This window comes from Streptomyces sp. AK02-01A (assembly GCF_033795305.1).
Lineage (GTDB): Bacteria > Actinomycetota > Actinomycetes > Streptomycetales > Streptomycetaceae > Streptomyces.
Window position 1 is genome coordinate 44,202 of record NZ_JARBAE010000007.1, and the last position, 16,770, is coordinate 60,971.

Below are 16,770 nucleotides of genomic sequence, written 5' to 3' on the forward strand. Positions count from 1 at the left end.
GGGTCGATCCGGTCGGCGGAAGCGTACTCCCCAAGGTGGAGACTTGACGCCGTGGCGGATGAGACGTGTAGGCCGACGGAGGCACGGGGTAGAAGGCAGGGCTCCGCCGCGCGCCGGTGGCGCCCGGCGGCGGAGGCGGCGCTGTACGGCCCCGGCGGTTTCTATCTGCGCCCGGAGGGACCGGCCGGGCATTTCCGTACCTCGGTGCACGCCTCTCCGCTCTTCGCCACCGCCGTCGCCCGGCTGCTGGCCGGCACCGCCCGGTCGCTCGGGACGGACGAGGTGGCGTTCGTGGACATCGGCGCGGGCCGTGGCGAGCTGCTGACCGGAGTCCTGGCCGCGCGGCCGGACGGGCTGGTGGTGCGGCCGTACGCCGTCGAGCGCGCCTCGCGTCCTCCCGGTCTCGACCCGCGTATCGAATGGCGCGCGGAGCCGCCGGCCGGCGTCAGCGGGCTGCTCTTCGCCAATGAATGGCTGGACAACGTCCCCGTGGACATCGCCGAGACGGATCCCGACGGGGTCGTGCGGTATGTCCTCGTACGGCCGGACGGCTCCGAGGAGCTGGGCGGTCCGGTGGACGGGCCGGACGCGGAGTGGCTGGCCCGCTGGTGGCCGTCCGCCGGGCCGGGCACCAGAGCGGAGATCGGCCGGCCCCGCGACGAGGCGTGGGCCGCCGCCGTCGCGACCCTGGAGCGCGGGCTCGCGGTCGCCGTCGACTACGCGCATGTACGGGGCGCCCGGCCGCCCTTCGGCACGCTGACCGGTTTCCGGGCGGGCCGGGAGGTGCGTCCCGTGCCGGACGGAAGCTGTGATCTCACCTCCCATGTGGCGCTGGACTCCTGCGCGCTGCCCGGTGCGGAACTGACCGTCCAGCGCGAGGCGTTGCACCGGCTGGGAGTGAGCGGCGGCCGGCCGCCGCTGTCCCTCGCCGCCACCCACCCGGCCGCGTATGTCCGGGCGCTCGCGGCGGCCGGGGAGGCCGGTGAGCTGACGGCTCGCGGCGGGCTCGGCGACTTCGGCTGGCTGACGCAGCCCGTCGGTGTCGCGCCGCCGGACTTCACCGCGGTGCCCGGAGCGCCCGGTGGCGCGCACCGGGACCCCGGCACCGCTCGCGCTGACCTCGGTACCGCTCTGAGAGACTGTCGCCCATGACGGAGACCACCCGGACGACGGTCGGCATCGGCGGCGCGGCGGAGAGCACCGACATGGTGCTCAACATCGGGCCCCAGCATCCCTCCACGCACGGTGTGCTCCGGCTCCGTCTGGTGCTCGACGGAGAGGTGATCCGGCAGGTGGAGCCGGTCATCGGCTATATGCACCGGGGCGCGGAGAAGCTCTTCGAAGCACGGGACTACCGGCAGATCGTGATGCTCGCCAACCGCCACGACTGGCTGTCGGCGTTCTCCAACGAGCTGGGTGTGGTGCTGGCCGTGGAACGGATGCTCGGCATGGAGGTGCCCGAGCGCGCCGTCTGGACCAGGACGCTGCTCGCCGAGTTGAACCGCGTGCTCAACCATCTGATGTTCCTCGGCTCCTACCCGCTCGAACTGGGCGGTATCACACCGGTGTTCCACGCCTTCCGGGAGCGCGAGGAGCTGCAGAGCGTGATGGAGGAGATCTCCGGCGGCCGGATGCACTACATGTTCAACCGGGTCGGCGGTCTCAAGGAGGACCTTCCGGCGGGCTGGCAGGGCCGGGCCAGGCACGCGGTCGCCGAGGTCCGTTCCCGGATGGATGTGTACGACCGGCTGGTCCTCGGCAATGAGATCTTCCGGGGCCGTACCCGCGGCGTGGGCGTGCTGTCACGGGAGGCGGTCCATGCCTACGGCGTGTCCGGGCCCATCGCCCGCGCCTCCGGAGTCGACTTCGATCTCCGCCGCGACGAGCCGTATCTGGCGTACGGCGAACTGCGGGACACGCTGACGGTCGTCACCCGCGAGGACGGTGACTGTCTGGCGCGTTTCGAATGCCTGCTGGAGCAGACGCACAACGCGCTGGCGCTGGCGGACGCCTGTCTGGACCGGATCGCGGAGCTGCCGCCGGGACCGATCAACCAGCGGCTGCCGAAGGTGCTGAAGGCGCCGGAGGGCCACACCTACGCGTGGACCGAGAACCCGCTCGGTATCAACGGCTACTACCTGGTCTCGAAGGGCGAGAAGACGCCGTACCGGCTGAAGCTCCGGTCGGCCTCGTACAACAACATCCAGGCGCTGGCGGAGCTGCTGCCCGGGACACAGGTCGCCGACATGGTGGCGATCCTGGGATCACTGTTCTTCGTTGTCGGCGACATCGATAAATAGGCGATATCGATACATAGGCGACAACGGCACGTGGGCGATATCGGTACGTGGGCGATATCGGCACACGGCGGGCGGAGGCCCGGCCTCCGCCCGCGAACGCTCGCGTCAGGAACTGATCGCGTCGCGCAGCCCGCCGAGTTCGAGCGGCTCGGTCTCGTCGTGTACGGTCAGATCGATCACCTGTCCCACGGCGCGGCCGTCGGCCTTGCGGCGCTCGGCGAGGACTTCCTCCCCGACCACGTCCGCGAGGTCCTCGCGTTCCACGCCGGCCAACCGGCCGCCGGACGCGGGCTCTTCGGCGTCGGTGCTCGCCTTGTCCCGCTCCGGGGCCCGGTCCTGGTCCCGCGTGTCCTCGGCACTCTTCTGAGCGGTCTGCGCCCCCTGCGTACCGAAGAAGTCGAAACCGCCTTCCGGACGGCGCACCGGACGGCGCTCCGGAGCGTAAGGGACGATCGCGGACGCGACGGGCACCCGTGTCGCGGGGAGAGTGGACGACGGACGGCTGTGCTGCTCTCCTCCGGCGGCCGCCGCGTGCTTCCCCTGCGGCTCCTCCGCCTCCGCGGCCCGCTCGGCGAGATCACGCTCGCGTGCGGCCTCCACGGTCCGCTTCACCTGCTGCGCCGCGGCGTTGCGCGGCAGGCTGTCCAGGGCCCGCGCGGCACTGGCATACGCCGACGCCATGGCCGTACCGCCCGCGGCGGTCAGGGCCCTGGGCTCGGCGGCCGCCTCCAGAGCGAGCTGGCGGCGGCCCTCCAGCGCGGTCGCCCGCTCCGTCTCCGCCGTGGCGTACCGCCGCAGCAGCGCGGCGTGTTCGCCCCGCAGGCCGGCCAGCTCGGCCCGCTTCGCGCGCAGCTTGCCGTCAAGCTTGAGGCGCAGCTCGCGCGACTCCTCGACATCGGCCTCAAGCTCGGCGACGCGCTCCTCGGTCCGCCACTGGTCGCTCTCGCGCCCGCGCGTCAGCTCGGCCACGCGGCGGCCCGCGCTCCGGTCCCAACTACGCATGAAGATCGCGCCGGTGACGGCCACGGCGCCCGTCACGGCGACCAGACCGCGGAGCACCACGGGATCCGTGAAGACCCAGGCGCCCGCGGCACAGAGAACCGCGGCTCCGGCGACCGAGGTCGGCGGCAGAAGCTTGTGGAGGGGTGGGGAATGGCGGTGGCGTCCACGTGGCATGGCCTGAAATTTACCGTGCGTGGAGGCCAAATGGGGGGCCGGTCGGACAATCTTTCCCGGCCCGTTGCCGACTCCCCTCCCCTTCTTCTCCCGTTCCGCTGCGGAACTCCGCTTTGTCTGAGTGTCCTTAGGGTCTTGTCAGGCTCCCGACGCCGTCGGACGGCTACTTCTTGACCAGACCTTTGGACTCCAGATACTCCTTCGCGACGTCCTCGGGCTTCGCCCGCTCGGCGTCGACCTTGAGGTTCAGCCTCGCGAGATCGTCCGTTGTCAGGGCGTCGGTCAGCTTGCCCAGGACATCGGCTATCTCCTGCGAACCGGCGTCCTTGGCATTGACCACCGGCAGTACGTTGTCGGCGTTCTGGAGCTTCTTGTCGTCTTCGAGCACGACGAGTCCGAAGCTGTCCAGCGTGCCGTCGGTCGTGGTGCTGAGGACCACCTGGTCCACACCGTCCTTGACGGCCTGCTTGGCCTGCGGGGTGCCGACGCCCTTGGGGTCGATGCCCGTCACATTGATGCCGTAGGTCTTCTTCAGGCCCGGCACGCAGAACGGCCGCACCTCGCACTCGTCACCGGCCGCGATCTTGACCTTGATCTTCGAAGCACCAAGATCCGAAAGCGTCTTGAGGTTGTTCTTCTCCGCGAATTCCTTGGTGACCGCGAAGGCATTCTGGTCGACGGCCTGGCCGACCGGCAGCACCTTCAGCCCGCGCGGCTCGGCGAGCTTCTTCAACTCGTCGACCGTCGCGGCCGCGTCACTGGACGCGACGGGCTTCGCGGCGGCGCCGTTCACCTTGGCATTGAGGAATTCCGTGATCGTCGCCGCGTATTCCGGTACGACGTCGATCTCACCCTTCTCCAGGGAGGGTTCGTACAGCTCACGGTTCTTCACCGTGGTGACGGACGTCGAGTATCCGGCGTCGCCCAGGATCTGGGAGTACAGCTCCGCCAGCACCTTGGACTCCGTGAAGGCCGCCGCGCCGATGACCAGCGTGCCCTTGTCGCCGGAGCCGGAGCCGGAGCCGGACGCGGCGGCGGCGGAGCCGCCCTTGTCCTTCTCCAGGCTGTCGCCGCCGCACGCGGCGAGCGAAGCGGTCAGAGCCACCGCTCCGAGTACCGCACCCGCGATGCGCGAGGTCTTGCTCATGAGGTTCACCATCTCCAAGAGGACGGAAAGAGGTCGGTCGTCACACGGTCGTACGGGAGGAGGGCCTGCCGCCGGAGGAGTTCCCGGCGCCGGAGGCGTCGATGGCACCGGAAGCATCGGACACATCGGTGACATCAGTGGCACCGGACGGTCCCGAGGGTCCTGAGGCGACGGACGGAGCCGGATCGATCAGCCGGTCCAGCGCCACCAGGACACCTTCGACAAGCAGCGCGAGCAGCGCGACAAGCAGCGCGCCCGCGACCACCTGCGGAGTGTTGTACGTGTTGAAGCCGGCGGTGATGATCCGGCCCAGTCCGCCCTGCCCCACCATCGCCGCGATCGTGGCGGTGGCCACCACCTGTACGGAGGCCGACCTGAGCCCGGTCATGATCAGCGGATAGGCGAGAGGCAGTTCCACCCGTACGAAAAGCTGCCGTCCGGACATGCCCATTCCCCGGGCGGCCTCCACCACCGCGCTGTCGACTCCGCGCATCCCGACATAGGCATTGGTCAGCAGCGGCGGGACGGCGAACAGCACCAGGGCGATGATCGTGGGCACATAGCCCGCGTTCCGCAGCGGCGAGACCATGAACAGGGCCAGCACGGCGAAGACCGGAATCGCCCGGCCCACATTGGAGATATTGATCGCGAGCGCCCCGCCCTTGCCGACATGTCCCAGCCAGAGGGCCACCGGCAGCGCGATCGCACAGGCCAGCGCGAGGGCGACGCCGCTGACGTAGGCATGCTCTCCGAGCCGGTGCCACACACCGCTGTCGCCGGACCAGTTGGCACCGGTCGTCAGCCAGCTCCAGGCTTCTCCCAGGACACCCATGGTCAGCCCACCGCCTTCGCCGGGTGAACCGAGCCGGCCGGACCGGCCTCGGGTGCTTTACCGCGCGGGGTGCGCGTCGTACGTATTCGGGTCCAGGGCGTCAGCAGCCGCTGCACTCCGAGAAGCAGCAGATCCGCGACGACCGCCAGCAGGACACACAGCACGGAAGCCGTCAGCACCTGTGCCTTGAAGAAGCTCGGCAGCGCGTCCTCGATGAGATTGCCGAGCCCGCCACGGCCGACGATCGAACCGACCGTCGTCAGAGCGATCGTCGACACCGTCGCTATCCGCAGGCCGGCCATCAGCGCGGGCAGCGCCAGCGGCAGCTCGACCTCCCAGAGCAGCCGCCCGGGTCCGTATCCCATCCCGCGAGCCGCCTCCCGTGCCTCCTCCGGCACGGATTCCAGTCCCGCGATGATGTTCCGCACAAGAATGGTGAGCGAATACAGCACCAGGCCGGTGATCACCAGACCGGCCGACAGCCCGAAGAGCGGCAGCAGCAGAGAGAACATCGCCAGCGAGGGAATCGTGTAGAGCAGCGTCGTCAGACCGAGCACCGGCCCGGCGAAAGAGGGCCTGCTCCGCGCCAGCAGTGCCAGCGGAAAAGCGACCAGCAGCCCGATGGCGACCGAGAGCGCGGTGATCCACACATGCTGGATCGTGGCGTCGGTCAGCTCCTGGCCCCGGGAGCGGAGGTATTCCCCGCAGATCCAGTCGTTCGCCGCCAGGCAACCTCGCGTGTTCATCCGTCCCCGCCTCCCCCGTCTTCCCGAACGTATGTCTGGAACTCGTGTCTGAAACCTTGCCTCGCGACCCTAACCCCGACCACTGACATTCGCGGAAGCCCGCCACATTCCAGCAACATGGCCTTCACACAACACGGCCCACAATGGGGAATCATGATCCGATTCGAGCATGTCACCAAGCGCTACCCGGACGGCACGACCGCTGTCGACGACCTCTCCTTCGAGGTGTCCCAGGGCGAACTGGTCACGCTCGTCGGACCGTCCGGCTGCGGCAAGACCACCACCATGAAAATGGTCAACCGCCTGATCGAGCCAACCGGCGGACGAATATTCCTCGACGGCGAAGACATTTCCGCCGTCGATCCGGTCCAGCTCCGGCGCCGTATCGGCTACGTCATCCAGCAAGTAGGACTTTTCCCACACAAAACGGTCCTGGAGAACACCGCGACCGTCCCGCACCTCCTCGGCTGGCAGCGACGCAAGGGCCGGGAGCGCGCCGCCGAACTGCTCGACCTGGTCGGCCTCGACCCGTCCGTCTACGGCGACCGCTATCCCGAGCAGCTCTCCGGCGGCCAGCGCCAGCGCGTCGGTGTGGCCCGCGCCCTGGCCGCCGACCCGCCCGTGCTGCTCATGGACGAGCCCTTCGGCGCGGTCGACCCCGTCGTACGCGACCATCTCCAGAGCGAGTTCCTCAAGCTCCAGGCGGCGGTCCGCAAGACTGTGCTGTTCGTCACGCACGACATCGAGGAAGCCGTCCGCCTCGGCGACCGGATCGCCGTCTACGGGCAGGGCACGATCGAACAGTTCGACGCCCCGGCCGCCGTGCTCGGCGCCCCGGCCACTCCGTATGTCGCCGACTTCGTCGGCGCCGACCGCGGCCTCAAGCGGCTCTCCGTCACTCCCATCGAGGAAGGCGACCTCGAACAGCCGCCCGTCCTGCATCTCGACGACCCGCTGCGGAACGCCGCGGCGAAGCTCGCCGAGAGGGGCGCGCGCTGGGCCGTCGTCCTGGACTCCAAGGACAATCTGCACGGATGGATCTCCACCGAGCAGACCGCTTCGTCGGGGACCGTACGCGAACACGCCCGCCGGATGGAGGCGTGGCTGCCCGTCGGTGCCTCCCTCAAGCAGGCGTTCGCCACGATGCTCCAGCACGACGCCGGCTGGATCGCGGTCATCGACAAGGAAGAGACCGGGCGGTTCCTCGGCGTCCTCACGCCGGCCCGGCTGCACGAGGCGCTGCGCCGGTCGATCGACGCGGACGCCCAGGCCATTCCCCGTACCGAGGTCGAACTGAAGACCATCAGCCAGGTCAGTTAGGCCGGAGTCGCCCACCCATCCACTCCAGGACCGGAGAGACCTCCCGTCGCCAGGTGTTGAAGTTGTGCCCGCCGCTGTCCAGGATGATCGAGGACACCTTCGCGGGCGCCTTCACCTTGTCGATGAACTTCTGCGTGGCCTTGAGATTCCCCTCGCCCTTCCTGGAACTGGTCACGAGGAGGGACGACGTGCCCTGTGGCAGATGGTCCAGACTCCACATCAGATCGGCCCGGTTCCGCAGCTCGCGGTTGCCGTGGAAGAGATCGCCGGTCGTCGGATCGACGGCGGCCTTGTAGTACGCGGAGAGCCCGGCGGCCGCCGAGAACCGGTCCGGATGGTGCAGGGCGATCTTCAGCGCGCAGTAACCGCCGGTGGAGTTGCCGATGAAGCCCCAGTTCCGCGGCGCCACTCCGACCCGGTACGCCCCTGACACCGCACTGGGCAGGTCCTTGGCGAAGAAGGTCTCGGTCTGCGGGCCACCAGGGACGTCCACGCACTCGGTGTCCCGCGGCGGCACCACGGTGGGCCTGAGCATCACCAGGATCATCGGCTGCATCCTGCCCTGCTTGGAGAGTTCCCAGGCCGTCTTCGGATAGCGGAGACCCGTGATCAGGTTCTCCGCCGTGCCCGGATAACCGGTGAGCACCACGGAGGCCGGGAAGGTCTTGCGCGCGTACTCCGGCCGGAAGTACTCGGGCGGCAGATAGACGAACGCGGTGCTGTCGATCCCCGACTTCCGGCCGCCGACGACGACCTTCTGGATCTGGCCTCCGGCCATCGGCCGCGAACCGCCCGGCACCGGCGACCGCTGCTTCTCCACGATCTTGAGCTGTCTGCCGACCGTCGAGTGATCCATGACCGCGCCGAGATCCTGCTGCCGGCCGAAGAGATCGGCCCAGGAACCGTAGAAGAGAAACGAGTGGTTGGCGGCGAGGCCGACCGCGGCGAAGACGGCCAGTTGGGTGGCGAACAACAGGCCGACCCGGCCGAACACCGCGCGTGACGTACGCCGGGACAGCCGCGGCCACAACCAGATGGTGGCGAAGAACAGCAGCGCGGCCAGCAGTACAACCAAGGCCAGGACTTTACGACTGGTAAGACCCATGTCGACCGAGTTTTCTCCCGTGAGATTTTCCTGCAGGCTGAGGAACCCACTTCTCGAAAGCCCCGTCCTAGAGATCGCAAAATGTCCGGAGCCGAGAAGAAGAAGCGGACTCGGGCACCACGATCTCTCACCGAGCCACGGGAAGCGATGTCTGTGACGCTAGATGGGGATAAATCGGCATCGGTTCCAGTTCCGCCGCTGCTCCCGGGAATACCCCAGGTCCGGCTGACACGCCGTCTGCTCCTCCGGACACAGCGTCTGTTCCACGGCCCCCGCGCCGAATCCGTCCCTTCACTGGTCGGCACCGCCTGCACCCTCATCGGTCTGATCGACATCGCCGCCGGCGTCTTTCCCCGCTTCCGGCACAGCCGGATGCACAGCTTCGCCGAGGTGCTGCCGGGAGCGCTCGGTCCCTTCGCCGCCGCGCTCTCGCTGAGCGCGGGTGTCCTGCTGCTCTTGCTCGCCCATGGCCTCAAACGCCGTAAACGCCGCGCCTGGCGCGCGGCCGTCGTCCTGCTGCCGGCGGGCGCCGTGGCGCAGTTCGGCTACCGGCACTCGCTCCTCGGCGCCGTACTCTCGGCCGTCCTGCTCGCTCTTCTGCTGCGCCATCGCGGAGAGTTCGCGGCCCTGCCCGATCCGCGCAGCCGCTGGAAGGCCCTGGCGAACTTCGTCCTGATGGGCGCGGGATCCATCGGTCTCGGCCTGGTCATCGTCAGCGCGCATCCGCACCGCACCGTCGGCAGCCCCGGTCTGACGGACCGGCTCGAACATGTGCTGTACGGCCTCTTCGGCATCGCCGGACCCGTCGGCTACAGCGGCAGCGCCGACGGCATCGTCGGCTACTCCCTCGGCGCGCTCGGCCTGCTCACCGCCCTCACCACCATCTATCTCGCCCTGCGGCCCGAACACCCGGCGGCTCGCCTCACCGAGGAGGACGAGCGGCGGCTGCGCGCTCTGCTGGCCCGGCACGGCGGCCGTGACTCCCTCGGCCATTTCGCACTCCGCCGCGACAAGGGCGTCGTCTTCTCTCCCAGTGGCAAGGCGGCCGTCTGCTACCGCGTCGTCGCCGGGGTGATGCTCGCCAGCGGCGACCCCATCGGCGATGTCGAGGCCTGGCCGGGCGCCATCGAACGGTTCATGGACGAGGCCACGGCTCATTCCTGGACCCCGGCCGTGATGGGCTGCAGCGAGACCGGCGGCGAGGTCTGGACGCGTGAGACGGGACTCGACGCGCTGGAGCTGGGTGACGAGGCGGTGGTGGATGTGCCGGATTTCTCCCTGCACGGACGCGCCATGCGAAACGTACGCCAGATGGTGAAGCGCATCGAGCGCGGTGGCTACGAAACACGGGTAAGGCGCGTCCGTGACCTCTCCGGGGCCGAGCTGGAACTGATCCGGCGGGCCGCCGCCGACTGGCGCGGCACCGATACGGAACGGGGCTTCTCCATGGCCCTCGGCCGGATCGGCGACCCGGCCGACGGCGACTCCGTGATCGCCACCGCGCACAGGCCCGGCGAGGACGCGCCCGGCCCGTACGGCGACCTGAAGGCCGTCCTCCACTTCGTCCCATGGGGCCCGGACGGCATGTCGCTCGATCTGATGCGCCGCGACCGCTCCGCCGACCCCGGCATGAACGAGCTGCTGATCGTCGCCGCGCTGAGCGCCGCTCCCGGACTGGGCGTGGAGCGGGTCTCGCTCAACTTCGCGATATTCCGCTCGGCCCTCGCCCGCGGTGAACGGCTGGGCGCGGGGCCGGTGCTGCGCTGCTGGCGGGGCCTGCTGGTGTTCCTCTCCCGCTGGTTCCAGATCGAATCGCTGTACCGCTTCAACGCCAAGTTCCGGCCACGCTGGGAGCCGCGTTACGTGGTCTTCCGGAGCCCCCGCGAACTGCCCCGGATCGGCTACGCGGCGATGCGGGCGGAAGGCTTCGTGACGATGTCCCTGCCTCGCGTCGGGCCGGCCCGCCGGCCGCGTCCGTGCGCGCACGGAGGCAGGTCCACCGGAGAGCGCGAGGTCCGTACCGCCCAGGTGTACTGATCGCCCGCATCGCACGGCGCAGAGGCGCTCGCGCACAGGATGTATCCGGGCGTTCCGACGACGCGGCGAGGCGCCGTGGCCGTCGTCGCGCGCCCGCCGGGGATCGCGGGACAGCCCTTAGGGTGGGCGTATGAGTACGTTGCGTGGACGCGGCACGGTCGAGGGCCTGCCGGAGTGGGACCGGTGCGCGGTCATGGGCGTCGTCAATGTGACGCCCGACTCCTTCTCCGACGGCGGCCGCTGGTTCGACACCACCGCCGCCGTCAAACACGGCCTCGATCTGGTCACCGAAGGCGCCGACCTGGTCGACGTCGGCGGCGAGTCCACTCGTCCGGGTGCCTCCCGGGTCGACGAGGACGAGGAGCTGAGGCGGGTCGTACCGGTCGTGCGAGGGCTGGTGGCCGAAGGCGTCACGGTCTCCGTCGACACCATGCGCGCCTCCGTCGCCGAGCGCGCGGTCGCGGCCGGCGCCGTCCTGGTCAACGACGTCAGCGGCGGCCTCGCCGATCCGGCCATGGTGCCCACGGTCGCCGCCGCCGAGGTGCCGTTCGTGGTGATGCACTGGCGCGGCTTCAGCCAGGAGATGAACAGCCGCGCGGTCTACACGGACGTCGTCGCGGAGGTCGTCGCCGAGCTGCGCGAGCGGATGGACGCCGTGGTCGCCGGCGGCATCGCGCCCGAGCGCCTGGTCATCGACCCGGGCCTCGGCTTCGCCAAGCAGGCCGAACACGACCTCGCGCTCCTCGCCCACCTGGCCGAGCTGCGTGACCTGGGCCGCCCGCTGCTGGTCGCCGCCTCCCGCAAACGCTTCCTCGGCCGTGTCCTCGCCGGCGGCGAGGGCTCTCCGCCGCCCGCCCGCGAACGCGACGCGGCCACCGCCGCGGTCTCCGCGATCACCGCCCATCAGGGCGCCTGGGCGGTCCGGGTCCATGAGGTACGGGCGACTGCGGACGCGGTACGGGTGGCGCGCGCGGTCGAGGGCGCCGGCCGGTGACCGCTCTTACGGACAATGAGCAGGTCGAGCTGGCCAACACCACCTTCTACGAGGCCGTGGAGCAAGGCGACTTGGACGCGCTGTCCGGGCTCTGGCTGGACGGCGAGGACACCGGCATCTCCTGTGTCCATCCCGGCTGGCCCGTGCTCACCGGCCGGGGCGAGGTGCTGCGCTCGTACGCCCTGATCATGGCGAACACCGAGTACATCCAGTTCTTTCTCACCGATGTGGTGGTGTCCGTCTCCGCCGACACCGCCCTGGTGACCTGCACGGAGAACATCCTCAGCGGCGGGCCGGCCGAGGACGGCGGTGAGCTGGGGCCGCTGGTCGGCCAGCTCGTGGTCGCCAGCAATGTGTTCCGGCGCACGCCGGAGGGCTGGAAACTCTGGTCGCACCACGGTTCACCCGTACTGGCCGAAACCGCCGAGGAACCGGACGACGAGACACCCGAGTGAGCGGCCGAGGTGGATTGTTTCGCGGAGCGCCGGGGTAGGGGCGGCTACCAGCGGCGTCACCCCCCATGGCCCCCACAGGAGAGCACCGCCGGAGCCCGCAGGTAGATTCGGAGAGGGCACCGTGCCGCCCGTTGGCAGCCGTTTGCCCCGACGACCAACGACAGCAGGAGTGATTCGCGTGGATCGTGTCGCGCTGCGCGGCCTCAAGGCCCGCGGGCACCATGGCGTCTTCCCCCGGGAGCGCGAGGAGGGTCAGACCTTCATCGTCGATCTGGTGCTCGGCCTCGACACCCGCCCCGCGGCCGCCGCCGACGACCTGGCGAAGACCGTGCATTACGGGATCGTGGCCGAGGAGGTCGTGGAGGTCGTCCAGGGAGAGCCCGTCGATCTCATCGAAACGCTGGCGGAACGCATCGCCCAGCAATGCCTGAAGCACGACGGCGTCCACGAGGTCGAGGTGATCGTCCACAAACCCGACGCCCCGATCACCGTGCCCTTCGACGATGTGACCATCACCATCACCCGGAGCCGAGTATGAACACACAGAGCGACCCGACCGTCCAGCCGGTGCCCGCCTCCGTGGTCGCGCAGGTGGACGCGGCGGATGTCACACTCTCCAACCCTCAACGGGCCGTGGTCTCCCTCGGTTCCAATCTCGGCAACCGGCTGGAGACGCTCCAGGGCGCCATCGACGCTCTGGAGGACACGCCGGGCCTGCGCGTCAAGGCTGTCTCTCCGGTGTACGAGACCGAGCCCTGGGGCGTCGAACCCGGCACCCAGCCGTCGTACTTCAACGCGGTCGTCGTGATCAAGACGACGCTGCCGCCGTCCTCGCTGCTGGAGCGCGGCCAGGCCATCGAGGAGGCCTTCCACCGGGTCCGCGACGAGCGCTGGGGACCGCGCACCATCGACGTCGACATCCTGGCGTACGCGGATGTCGTCTCGGACGACCCGCTCCTCACCCTTCCTCACCCCCGGGCCCATCAGCGCGCCTTCGTACTCGCTCCGTGGCACGACGTCGATCCGGAGGCCCAGGTGCCGGGCCACGGCCCCGTCGCCGAGCTGCTGGCGGATGTCGGCCAGGGCGGTGTCCACCCACGGGGCGACCTGGAACTCCGCCTGCCCGAGTAGTCGTTAGGCTCTGCGGGTCGGTACGGAGCGCTGTGACGCGCCGGCCGGCCCGCGCGATACGGACTGACGCGGCAGAGGTCCACCCGGCACGGATTGACGCGGCACGCAGAGATGACGCAGGACAAATCGATACAGATACAGCACACGTCGGTACGGCGCCGGCCGGTACAGCGAGGCGAAGGGCGGCTTTCTCGGTGAAGCAGTTGAGGATCGGCGTGCTGGCCGGCCTGTTCGTGGTGGCCGGAGTGCTCTCCTGGGCCGGTGCCCGTCTGTGGGACTCCATGGGCACGCTGCCGAGTGTGCCGCTCGCGGCGCCCATCGTGCTCGCGGTGATCGCCGTCATCCTCACCGCCACCGCGCTCTCGCTGCGCTCCCGGCTGCGGGCCCAGCGGGAACGGCGTCAGGACGCCAAGGGCGTGGATCCGCTGATGGCCGCGCGGGCGGTGGTTTTCGGCCAGGCCAGCGCGCTGGTCGCGGCGCTGGTCTCCGGCGTGTACGGCGGGACTGGCGTCTTCCTGCTCGGCTCTCTCGACATCCCCGCCCGCCGAGACCAGGCCATTTACGCGGGCTTCTCGGTGCTGGCGGGCATCGCCGTGATCGTGGCGGCCTTCTTCCTGGAGCGCGTCTGCAAACTGCCCGACGACTCGGACGACGACAAGAACGGCGCGGCCCCCGCCGGTCCCGTCTGACGGCCACCACGTCCCGTCCGCCGGCCGGCCGTCACCTCGGTGACGGCCGGCCGGTGTGCTTCGGGGCCCCGCTGACCAGGTGTCAGCGGGCCAGTATCAGGCTCATCGCCTCGGCACGCGTCGCGGCGTCCCGCATCTGACCGCGCACCGCCGAGGTGATCGTCTTCGCTCCCGGCTTACGGACGCCGCGCATCGTCATGCACATGTGCTCGCATTCGACGACGACGATCACTCCGCGCGGGTCCAGGATCTGCATCAGGGAATCGGCGATCTGCGTCGTCAGCCGCTCCTGGACCTGCGGCCTGCGGGCGTAGACGTCCACCAGCCGGGCCAGCTTCGACAGCCCGGTGATCTTGCCGTCCGCCGACGGGATGTAGCCGACATGCGCGACCCCGACGAACGGCACAAGATGGTGCTCACAGGAGGACATCACCTCGATGTCCTTCACCAGGACCATCTCGTCATGGCCGAGATCGAACGTCGTGGTCAGGACATCCTCCGGCGTCTGCCAGAGACCGGCGAATATCTCCTTGTACGCACGCGCCACCCGGCCGGGAGTCGCCCGAAGACCCTCACGATCCGGATCCTCTCCCACCGCGATCAGGAGCTCACGGACGGCATTCTCGGCCCGCTTCTCATCGAATTCACGGATCGGGCTTTCGCCGTCCAGCGTCACCGGGTCGGTCATATGTGCCTCGTTCCTGTGCCGTCCTTGTGGGCGGGCATACGAATGCCGCGCCCCCACAGGCTAAAACCTGGGAGGCGCGGCATCCATTCCGGGCCAGGTGAGGCGCCCGGGATCAGCTCTCGGGACGGTCCTCGGGCAGCGACTCGGTACCCGCGTCGCCGTTGGTCACCCCGGGAAGCCCGCCGTTCGAATTGATCGCGCCATTGGTCAGCGACAGCTCCTTGGGCGAGAGCACCGGCGGCCGCGTCGAAGGCGTACGACGCGACGAACCGGTCCACGCCGGACGGGACGGACGCTTGACGATCGTCGAGAAGATCTCGGCGATCTGCTCCTTGTTGAGCGTCTCTTTCTCCAGGAGCGCGAGGACCAGGTTGTCGAGAACGTCGCGGTTCTCGACGAGGATCTCCCAGGCCTCGTTGTGCGCGGTCTCGATGAGCTTCTTGACCTCTTCGTCGACCAGCGCCGCGACCTCTTCCGAGTAGTCGCGCTGGTGCGCCATCTCACGGCCGAGGAACGGCTCGGTGTTGTCGCCACCGAACTTGATCGCGCCCAGCCGCTCGGTCATGCCGTACTGGGTGACCATCGCCCGGGCAGTGGCCGTGGCCTTCTCGATGTCGTTGGCCGCACCCGTGGTCGGGTCGTGGAAGACCAGCTCCTCGGCCGCGCGCCCGCCCAGCATGTACGCGAGCTGGTCGAGCATCTCGTTACGCGTGGTCGAGTACTTGTCCTCGTCGGGCAGGACCATGGTGTAGCCCAGGGCCCGGCCGCGCGACAGGATCGTGATCTTGTGAACCGGGTCGGAGTTCGGAGACGCCGCCGCGACCAGGGCGTGGCCGCCCTCGTGATAGGCGGTGATCTTCTTTTCCTTCTCGGACATGATCCGGGTCCGCTTCTGCGGGCCCGCCACGACGCGGTCGATCGCCTCGTCCAGCGAGTGGTTGTCGATCAGCTTCTTGTCGCTGCGCGCCGTCAGGAGCGCGGCCTCGTTCAGCACGTTCGCCAGATCCGCGCCGGTGAAACCGGGCGTACGGCGGGCGACCGCACCCAGGTCGACGTCCGGGGCGACCGGCTTGCCCTTCTGGTGGACCTTGAGGATCTCCAGCCGGCCCTGCATATCGGGGCGGTCGACGGCGATCTGCCGGTCGAACCGGCCCGGGCGCAGCAGCGCCGGGTCGAGGATGTCCGGCCGGTTGGTGGCGGCGATCAGAATCACGCCGCCCTTCACGTCGAAGCCGTCCATCTCGACAAGGAGCTGGTTCAGCGTCTGCTCGCGCTCGTCGTGGCCACCGCCGAGACCCGCACCGCGGTGCCGGCCGACGGCGTCGATCTCGTCGACGAAGACGATCGCCGGAGCGTTCGCCTTGGCCTGCTCGAAGAGGTCGCGCACCCGGGAGGCACCGACACCGACGAACATCTCGACGAAGTCGGAACCGGAGATCGAGTAGAACGGCACGCCGGCCTCACCCGCGACAGCGCGGGCGAGCAGCGTCTTGCCCGTACCGGGCGGACCGTAGAGCAGCACACCCTTCGGGATCTTGGCGCCGACGGCCTGGAACTTCGCCGGCTCCTGGAGGAACTCCTTGATCTCGTGGAGCTCCTCGACCGCCTCGTCGGACCCCGCCACATCGGAGAAGGTCGTCTTGGGGGTGTCCTTGGTGATCAGCTTGGCCTTGGACTTCCCGAACTGCATGACCCGGGAGCCGCCGCCCTGCATCTGATTCATCAGGAACAGGAAGACCACGACGATCAGGACGAAGGGCAGCAGCGAAAGCAGCACCGATACGAACGGGCTCTGCTTCGACGGCGAGACCGTGTAGCCCTTGGTGATGTCGCCGTTCTGGAACTTCGTCTGCAGCGTCGAGGCCAGATTGGCGCCCTGGTCACCGATGTAGCTGGCCTGGATCTTGTCGCTGCCATTGATCTTCTGGCCGTCCTTGAGGTCGACCTTGATGATCTGTTCGTCGCCGGTGGTCAGTTTGACCTGTTCGGCACGGTTCTTGTCGATCGCCTGGACAACCTGACCGGTGTCCACCGTCTTGTAGCCGCCCGACGAGCCGACGACCTGCATCAACACGACCACGGCGAGGACGGCCAGCACGATCCACATGACCGGCCCACGGAAGTATCGCTTCACGTCCATCCATACGGAG

At 69.2% G+C, this 16,770-nt stretch carries 16 protein-coding genes; 9 read left to right on the forward strand and 7 right to left on the reverse strand.

The features are described 5' to 3' along the window. Window positions 1–51: 51 nt before the first annotated feature. Together PV679_RS09790 and PV679_RS09795 are read left to right on the forward strand one after the other, a co-directional pair. A complete protein-coding gene (locus PV679_RS09790) occupies window positions 52–1,152 on the forward strand; it encodes an SAM-dependent methyltransferase (RefSeq protein ID WP_416069685.1) in 1,101 nt (366 codons plus the stop codon). Continuing rightward, window positions 1,149–2,300, forward strand: a complete 1,152-nt coding sequence (locus PV679_RS09795) for an NADH-quinone oxidoreductase subunit D (protein WP_319679714.1) — start codon at window positions 1,149–1,151, stop codon at window positions 2,298–2,300. Before PV679_RS09790 ends, PV679_RS09795 begins: the two co-directional genes overlap by 4 nt. A 105-nt stretch (window positions 2,301–2,405) precedes the next feature. Here PV679_RS09795 and PV679_RS09800 read toward each other — a convergent pair whose 3' ends face one another. From PV679_RS09800 to PV679_RS09815, 4 genes are all read right to left on the reverse strand, one after another. Then, the gene (locus tag PV679_RS09800) at window positions 2,406–3,476 is read right to left on the reverse strand and encodes a hypothetical protein (protein WP_319679715.1); all 1,071 of its coding nucleotides are present in this window, start codon (window positions 3,474–3,476) and stop codon (window positions 2,406–2,408) included. A 163-nt stretch (window positions 3,477–3,639) separates the two neighbouring features. Further along, window positions 3,640–4,623 carry an ABC transporter substrate-binding protein gene (locus PV679_RS09805; RefSeq protein ID WP_319679716.1) on the reverse strand — a complete coding sequence of 328 codons (984 nt, stop codon included), beginning with the start codon at window positions 4,621–4,623 and terminating at the stop codon, window positions 3,640–3,642. A 40-nt stretch (window positions 4,624–4,663) separates the two neighbouring features. After that, complete coding sequence (locus PV679_RS09810; RefSeq protein WP_319679717.1) at window positions 4,664–5,455, reverse strand: ABC transporter permease; 792 nt, start codon at window positions 5,453–5,455, stop codon at window positions 4,664–4,666. 2 nt (window positions 5,456–5,457) lie between these two features. After that, a complete protein-coding gene (locus PV679_RS09815; protein ID WP_319679718.1) occupies window positions 5,458–6,201 on the reverse strand; it encodes an ABC transporter permease in 744 nt (247 codons plus the stop codon). A 153-nt stretch (window positions 6,202–6,354) separates the two neighbouring features. Between PV679_RS09815 and PV679_RS09820 the strand changes: the two genes are divergently transcribed. After that, complete coding sequence (locus tag PV679_RS09820) at window positions 6,355–7,521, forward strand: betaine/proline/choline family ABC transporter ATP-binding protein (protein WP_319679719.1); 1,167 nt, start codon at window positions 6,355–6,357, stop codon at window positions 7,519–7,521. On the opposite strand, the gene PV679_RS09825 is transcribed toward PV679_RS09820, so the two are convergent. Next, the gene (locus PV679_RS09825; protein ID WP_319679720.1) at window positions 7,514–8,626 is read right to left on the reverse strand and encodes an alpha/beta hydrolase; all 1,113 of its coding nucleotides are present in this window, start codon (window positions 8,624–8,626) and stop codon (window positions 7,514–7,516) included. The genes PV679_RS09820 and PV679_RS09825 overlap by 8 nt on opposite strands. Before the next feature lie 147 nt (window positions 8,627–8,773). Between PV679_RS09825 and PV679_RS09830 the strand changes: the two genes are divergently transcribed. The 6 genes from PV679_RS09830 (at window position 8,774) to PV679_RS09855 (ending at window position 13,932) form a co-directional block, all read left to right on the forward strand. Then, window positions 8,774–10,663 carry a phosphatidylglycerol lysyltransferase domain-containing protein gene (locus PV679_RS09830; protein WP_319679721.1) on the forward strand — a complete coding sequence of 630 codons (1,890 nt, stop codon included), beginning with the start codon at window positions 8,774–8,776 and terminating at the stop codon, window positions 10,661–10,663. A gap of 130 nt (window positions 10,664–10,793) precedes the next feature. Further along, the gene (folP, locus tag PV679_RS09835) at window positions 10,794–11,657 is read left to right on the forward strand and encodes a dihydropteroate synthase (RefSeq protein WP_319679722.1); all 864 of its coding nucleotides are present in this window, start codon (window positions 10,794–10,796) and stop codon (window positions 11,655–11,657) included. After that, window positions 11,654–12,112 carry a nuclear transport factor 2 family protein gene (locus PV679_RS09840; protein ID WP_319679723.1) on the forward strand — a complete coding sequence of 153 codons (459 nt, stop codon included), beginning with the start codon at window positions 11,654–11,656 and terminating at the stop codon, window positions 12,110–12,112. The genes folP and PV679_RS09840 overlap by 4 nt, the downstream gene beginning before the upstream one ends. Before the next feature lie 178 nt (window positions 12,113–12,290). Beyond that, window positions 12,291–12,650 carry a dihydroneopterin aldolase gene (gene folB, locus PV679_RS09845; RefSeq protein WP_319679724.1) on the forward strand — a complete coding sequence of 120 codons (360 nt, stop codon included), beginning with the start codon at window positions 12,291–12,293 and terminating at the stop codon, window positions 12,648–12,650. After that, window positions 12,647–13,243 (forward strand): 2-amino-4-hydroxy-6-hydroxymethyldihydropteridine diphosphokinase, encoded by a 597-nt coding sequence (gene folK / locus PV679_RS09850; protein ID WP_319679725.1) that lies wholly within the window; start codon window positions 12,647–12,649, stop codon window positions 13,241–13,243. Before folB ends, folK begins: the two co-directional genes overlap by 4 nt. A gap of 194 nt (window positions 13,244–13,437) precedes the next feature. Further along, on the forward strand, window positions 13,438–13,932 hold the full coding sequence (locus PV679_RS09855; protein WP_319679726.1) for a DUF3180 domain-containing protein: 495 nt from the start codon (window positions 13,438–13,440) through the stop codon (window positions 13,930–13,932). An 82-nt stretch (window positions 13,933–14,014) separates the two neighbouring features. Here the strand turns inward: PV679_RS09855 and folE are convergent, their stop codons facing one another. After that, window positions 14,015–14,620 carry a GTP cyclohydrolase I FolE gene (folE, locus tag PV679_RS09860; protein WP_319679727.1) on the reverse strand — a complete coding sequence of 202 codons (606 nt, stop codon included), beginning with the start codon at window positions 14,618–14,620 and terminating at the stop codon, window positions 14,015–14,017. Between the two features lie 112 nt (window positions 14,621–14,732). Further along, the gene (gene ftsH / locus PV679_RS09865; protein ID WP_319679728.1) at window positions 14,733–16,760 is read right to left on the reverse strand and encodes an ATP-dependent zinc metalloprotease FtsH; all 2,028 of its coding nucleotides are present in this window, start codon (window positions 16,758–16,760) and stop codon (window positions 14,733–14,735) included. Window positions 16,761–16,770 lie beyond the last annotated feature (10 nt).

Excerpts from the sequence above, each read along its gene's own strand:
- folE (WP_319679727.1), bottom strand. The coding sequence starts at position 14,620 with ATGACCGACCCGGTGACGCTGGACGGCGAAAGCCCGATCCGTGAATTC.
- folP (WP_319679722.1), top strand. The coding sequence starts at position 10,794 with ATGAGTACGTTGCGTGGACGCGGCACGGTCGAGGGCCTGCCGGAGTGG.
- PV679_RS09820 (WP_319679719.1), top strand. The coding sequence starts at position 6,355 with ATGATCCGATTCGAGCATGTCACCAAGCGCTACCCGGACGGCACGACC.
- folK (WP_319679725.1), top strand. The coding sequence starts at position 12,647 with ATGAACACACAGAGCGACCCGACCGTCCAGCCGGTGCCCGCCTCCGTG.
- PV679_RS09810 (WP_319679717.1), bottom strand. The coding sequence starts at position 5,455 with ATGGGTGTCCTGGGAGAAGCCTGGAGCTGGCTGACGACCGGTGCCAAC.
- PV679_RS09795 (WP_319679714.1), top strand. The coding sequence starts at position 1,149 with ATGACGGAGACCACCCGGACGACGGTCGGCATCGGCGGCGCGGCGGAG.
- ftsH (WP_319679728.1), bottom strand. The coding sequence starts at position 16,760 with ATGGACGTGAAGCGATACTTCCGTGGGCCGGTCATGTGGATCGTGCTG.
- PV679_RS09830 (WP_319679721.1), top strand. The coding sequence starts at position 8,774 with ATGTCTGTGACGCTAGATGGGGATAAATCGGCATCGGTTCCAGTTCCG.
- PV679_RS09800 (WP_319679715.1), bottom strand. The coding sequence starts at position 3,476 with ATGCCACGTGGACGCCACCGCCATTCCCCACCCCTCCACAAGCTTCTG.
- PV679_RS09825 (WP_319679720.1), bottom strand. The coding sequence starts at position 8,626 with ATGGGTCTTACCAGTCGTAAAGTCCTGGCCTTGGTTGTACTGCTGGCC.
- PV679_RS09805 (WP_319679716.1), bottom strand. The coding sequence starts at position 4,623 with ATGAGCAAGACCTCGCGCATCGCGGGTGCGGTACTCGGAGCGGTGGCT.
- PV679_RS09815 (WP_319679718.1), bottom strand. The coding sequence starts at position 6,201 with ATGAACACGCGAGGTTGCCTGGCGGCGAACGACTGGATCTGCGGGGAA.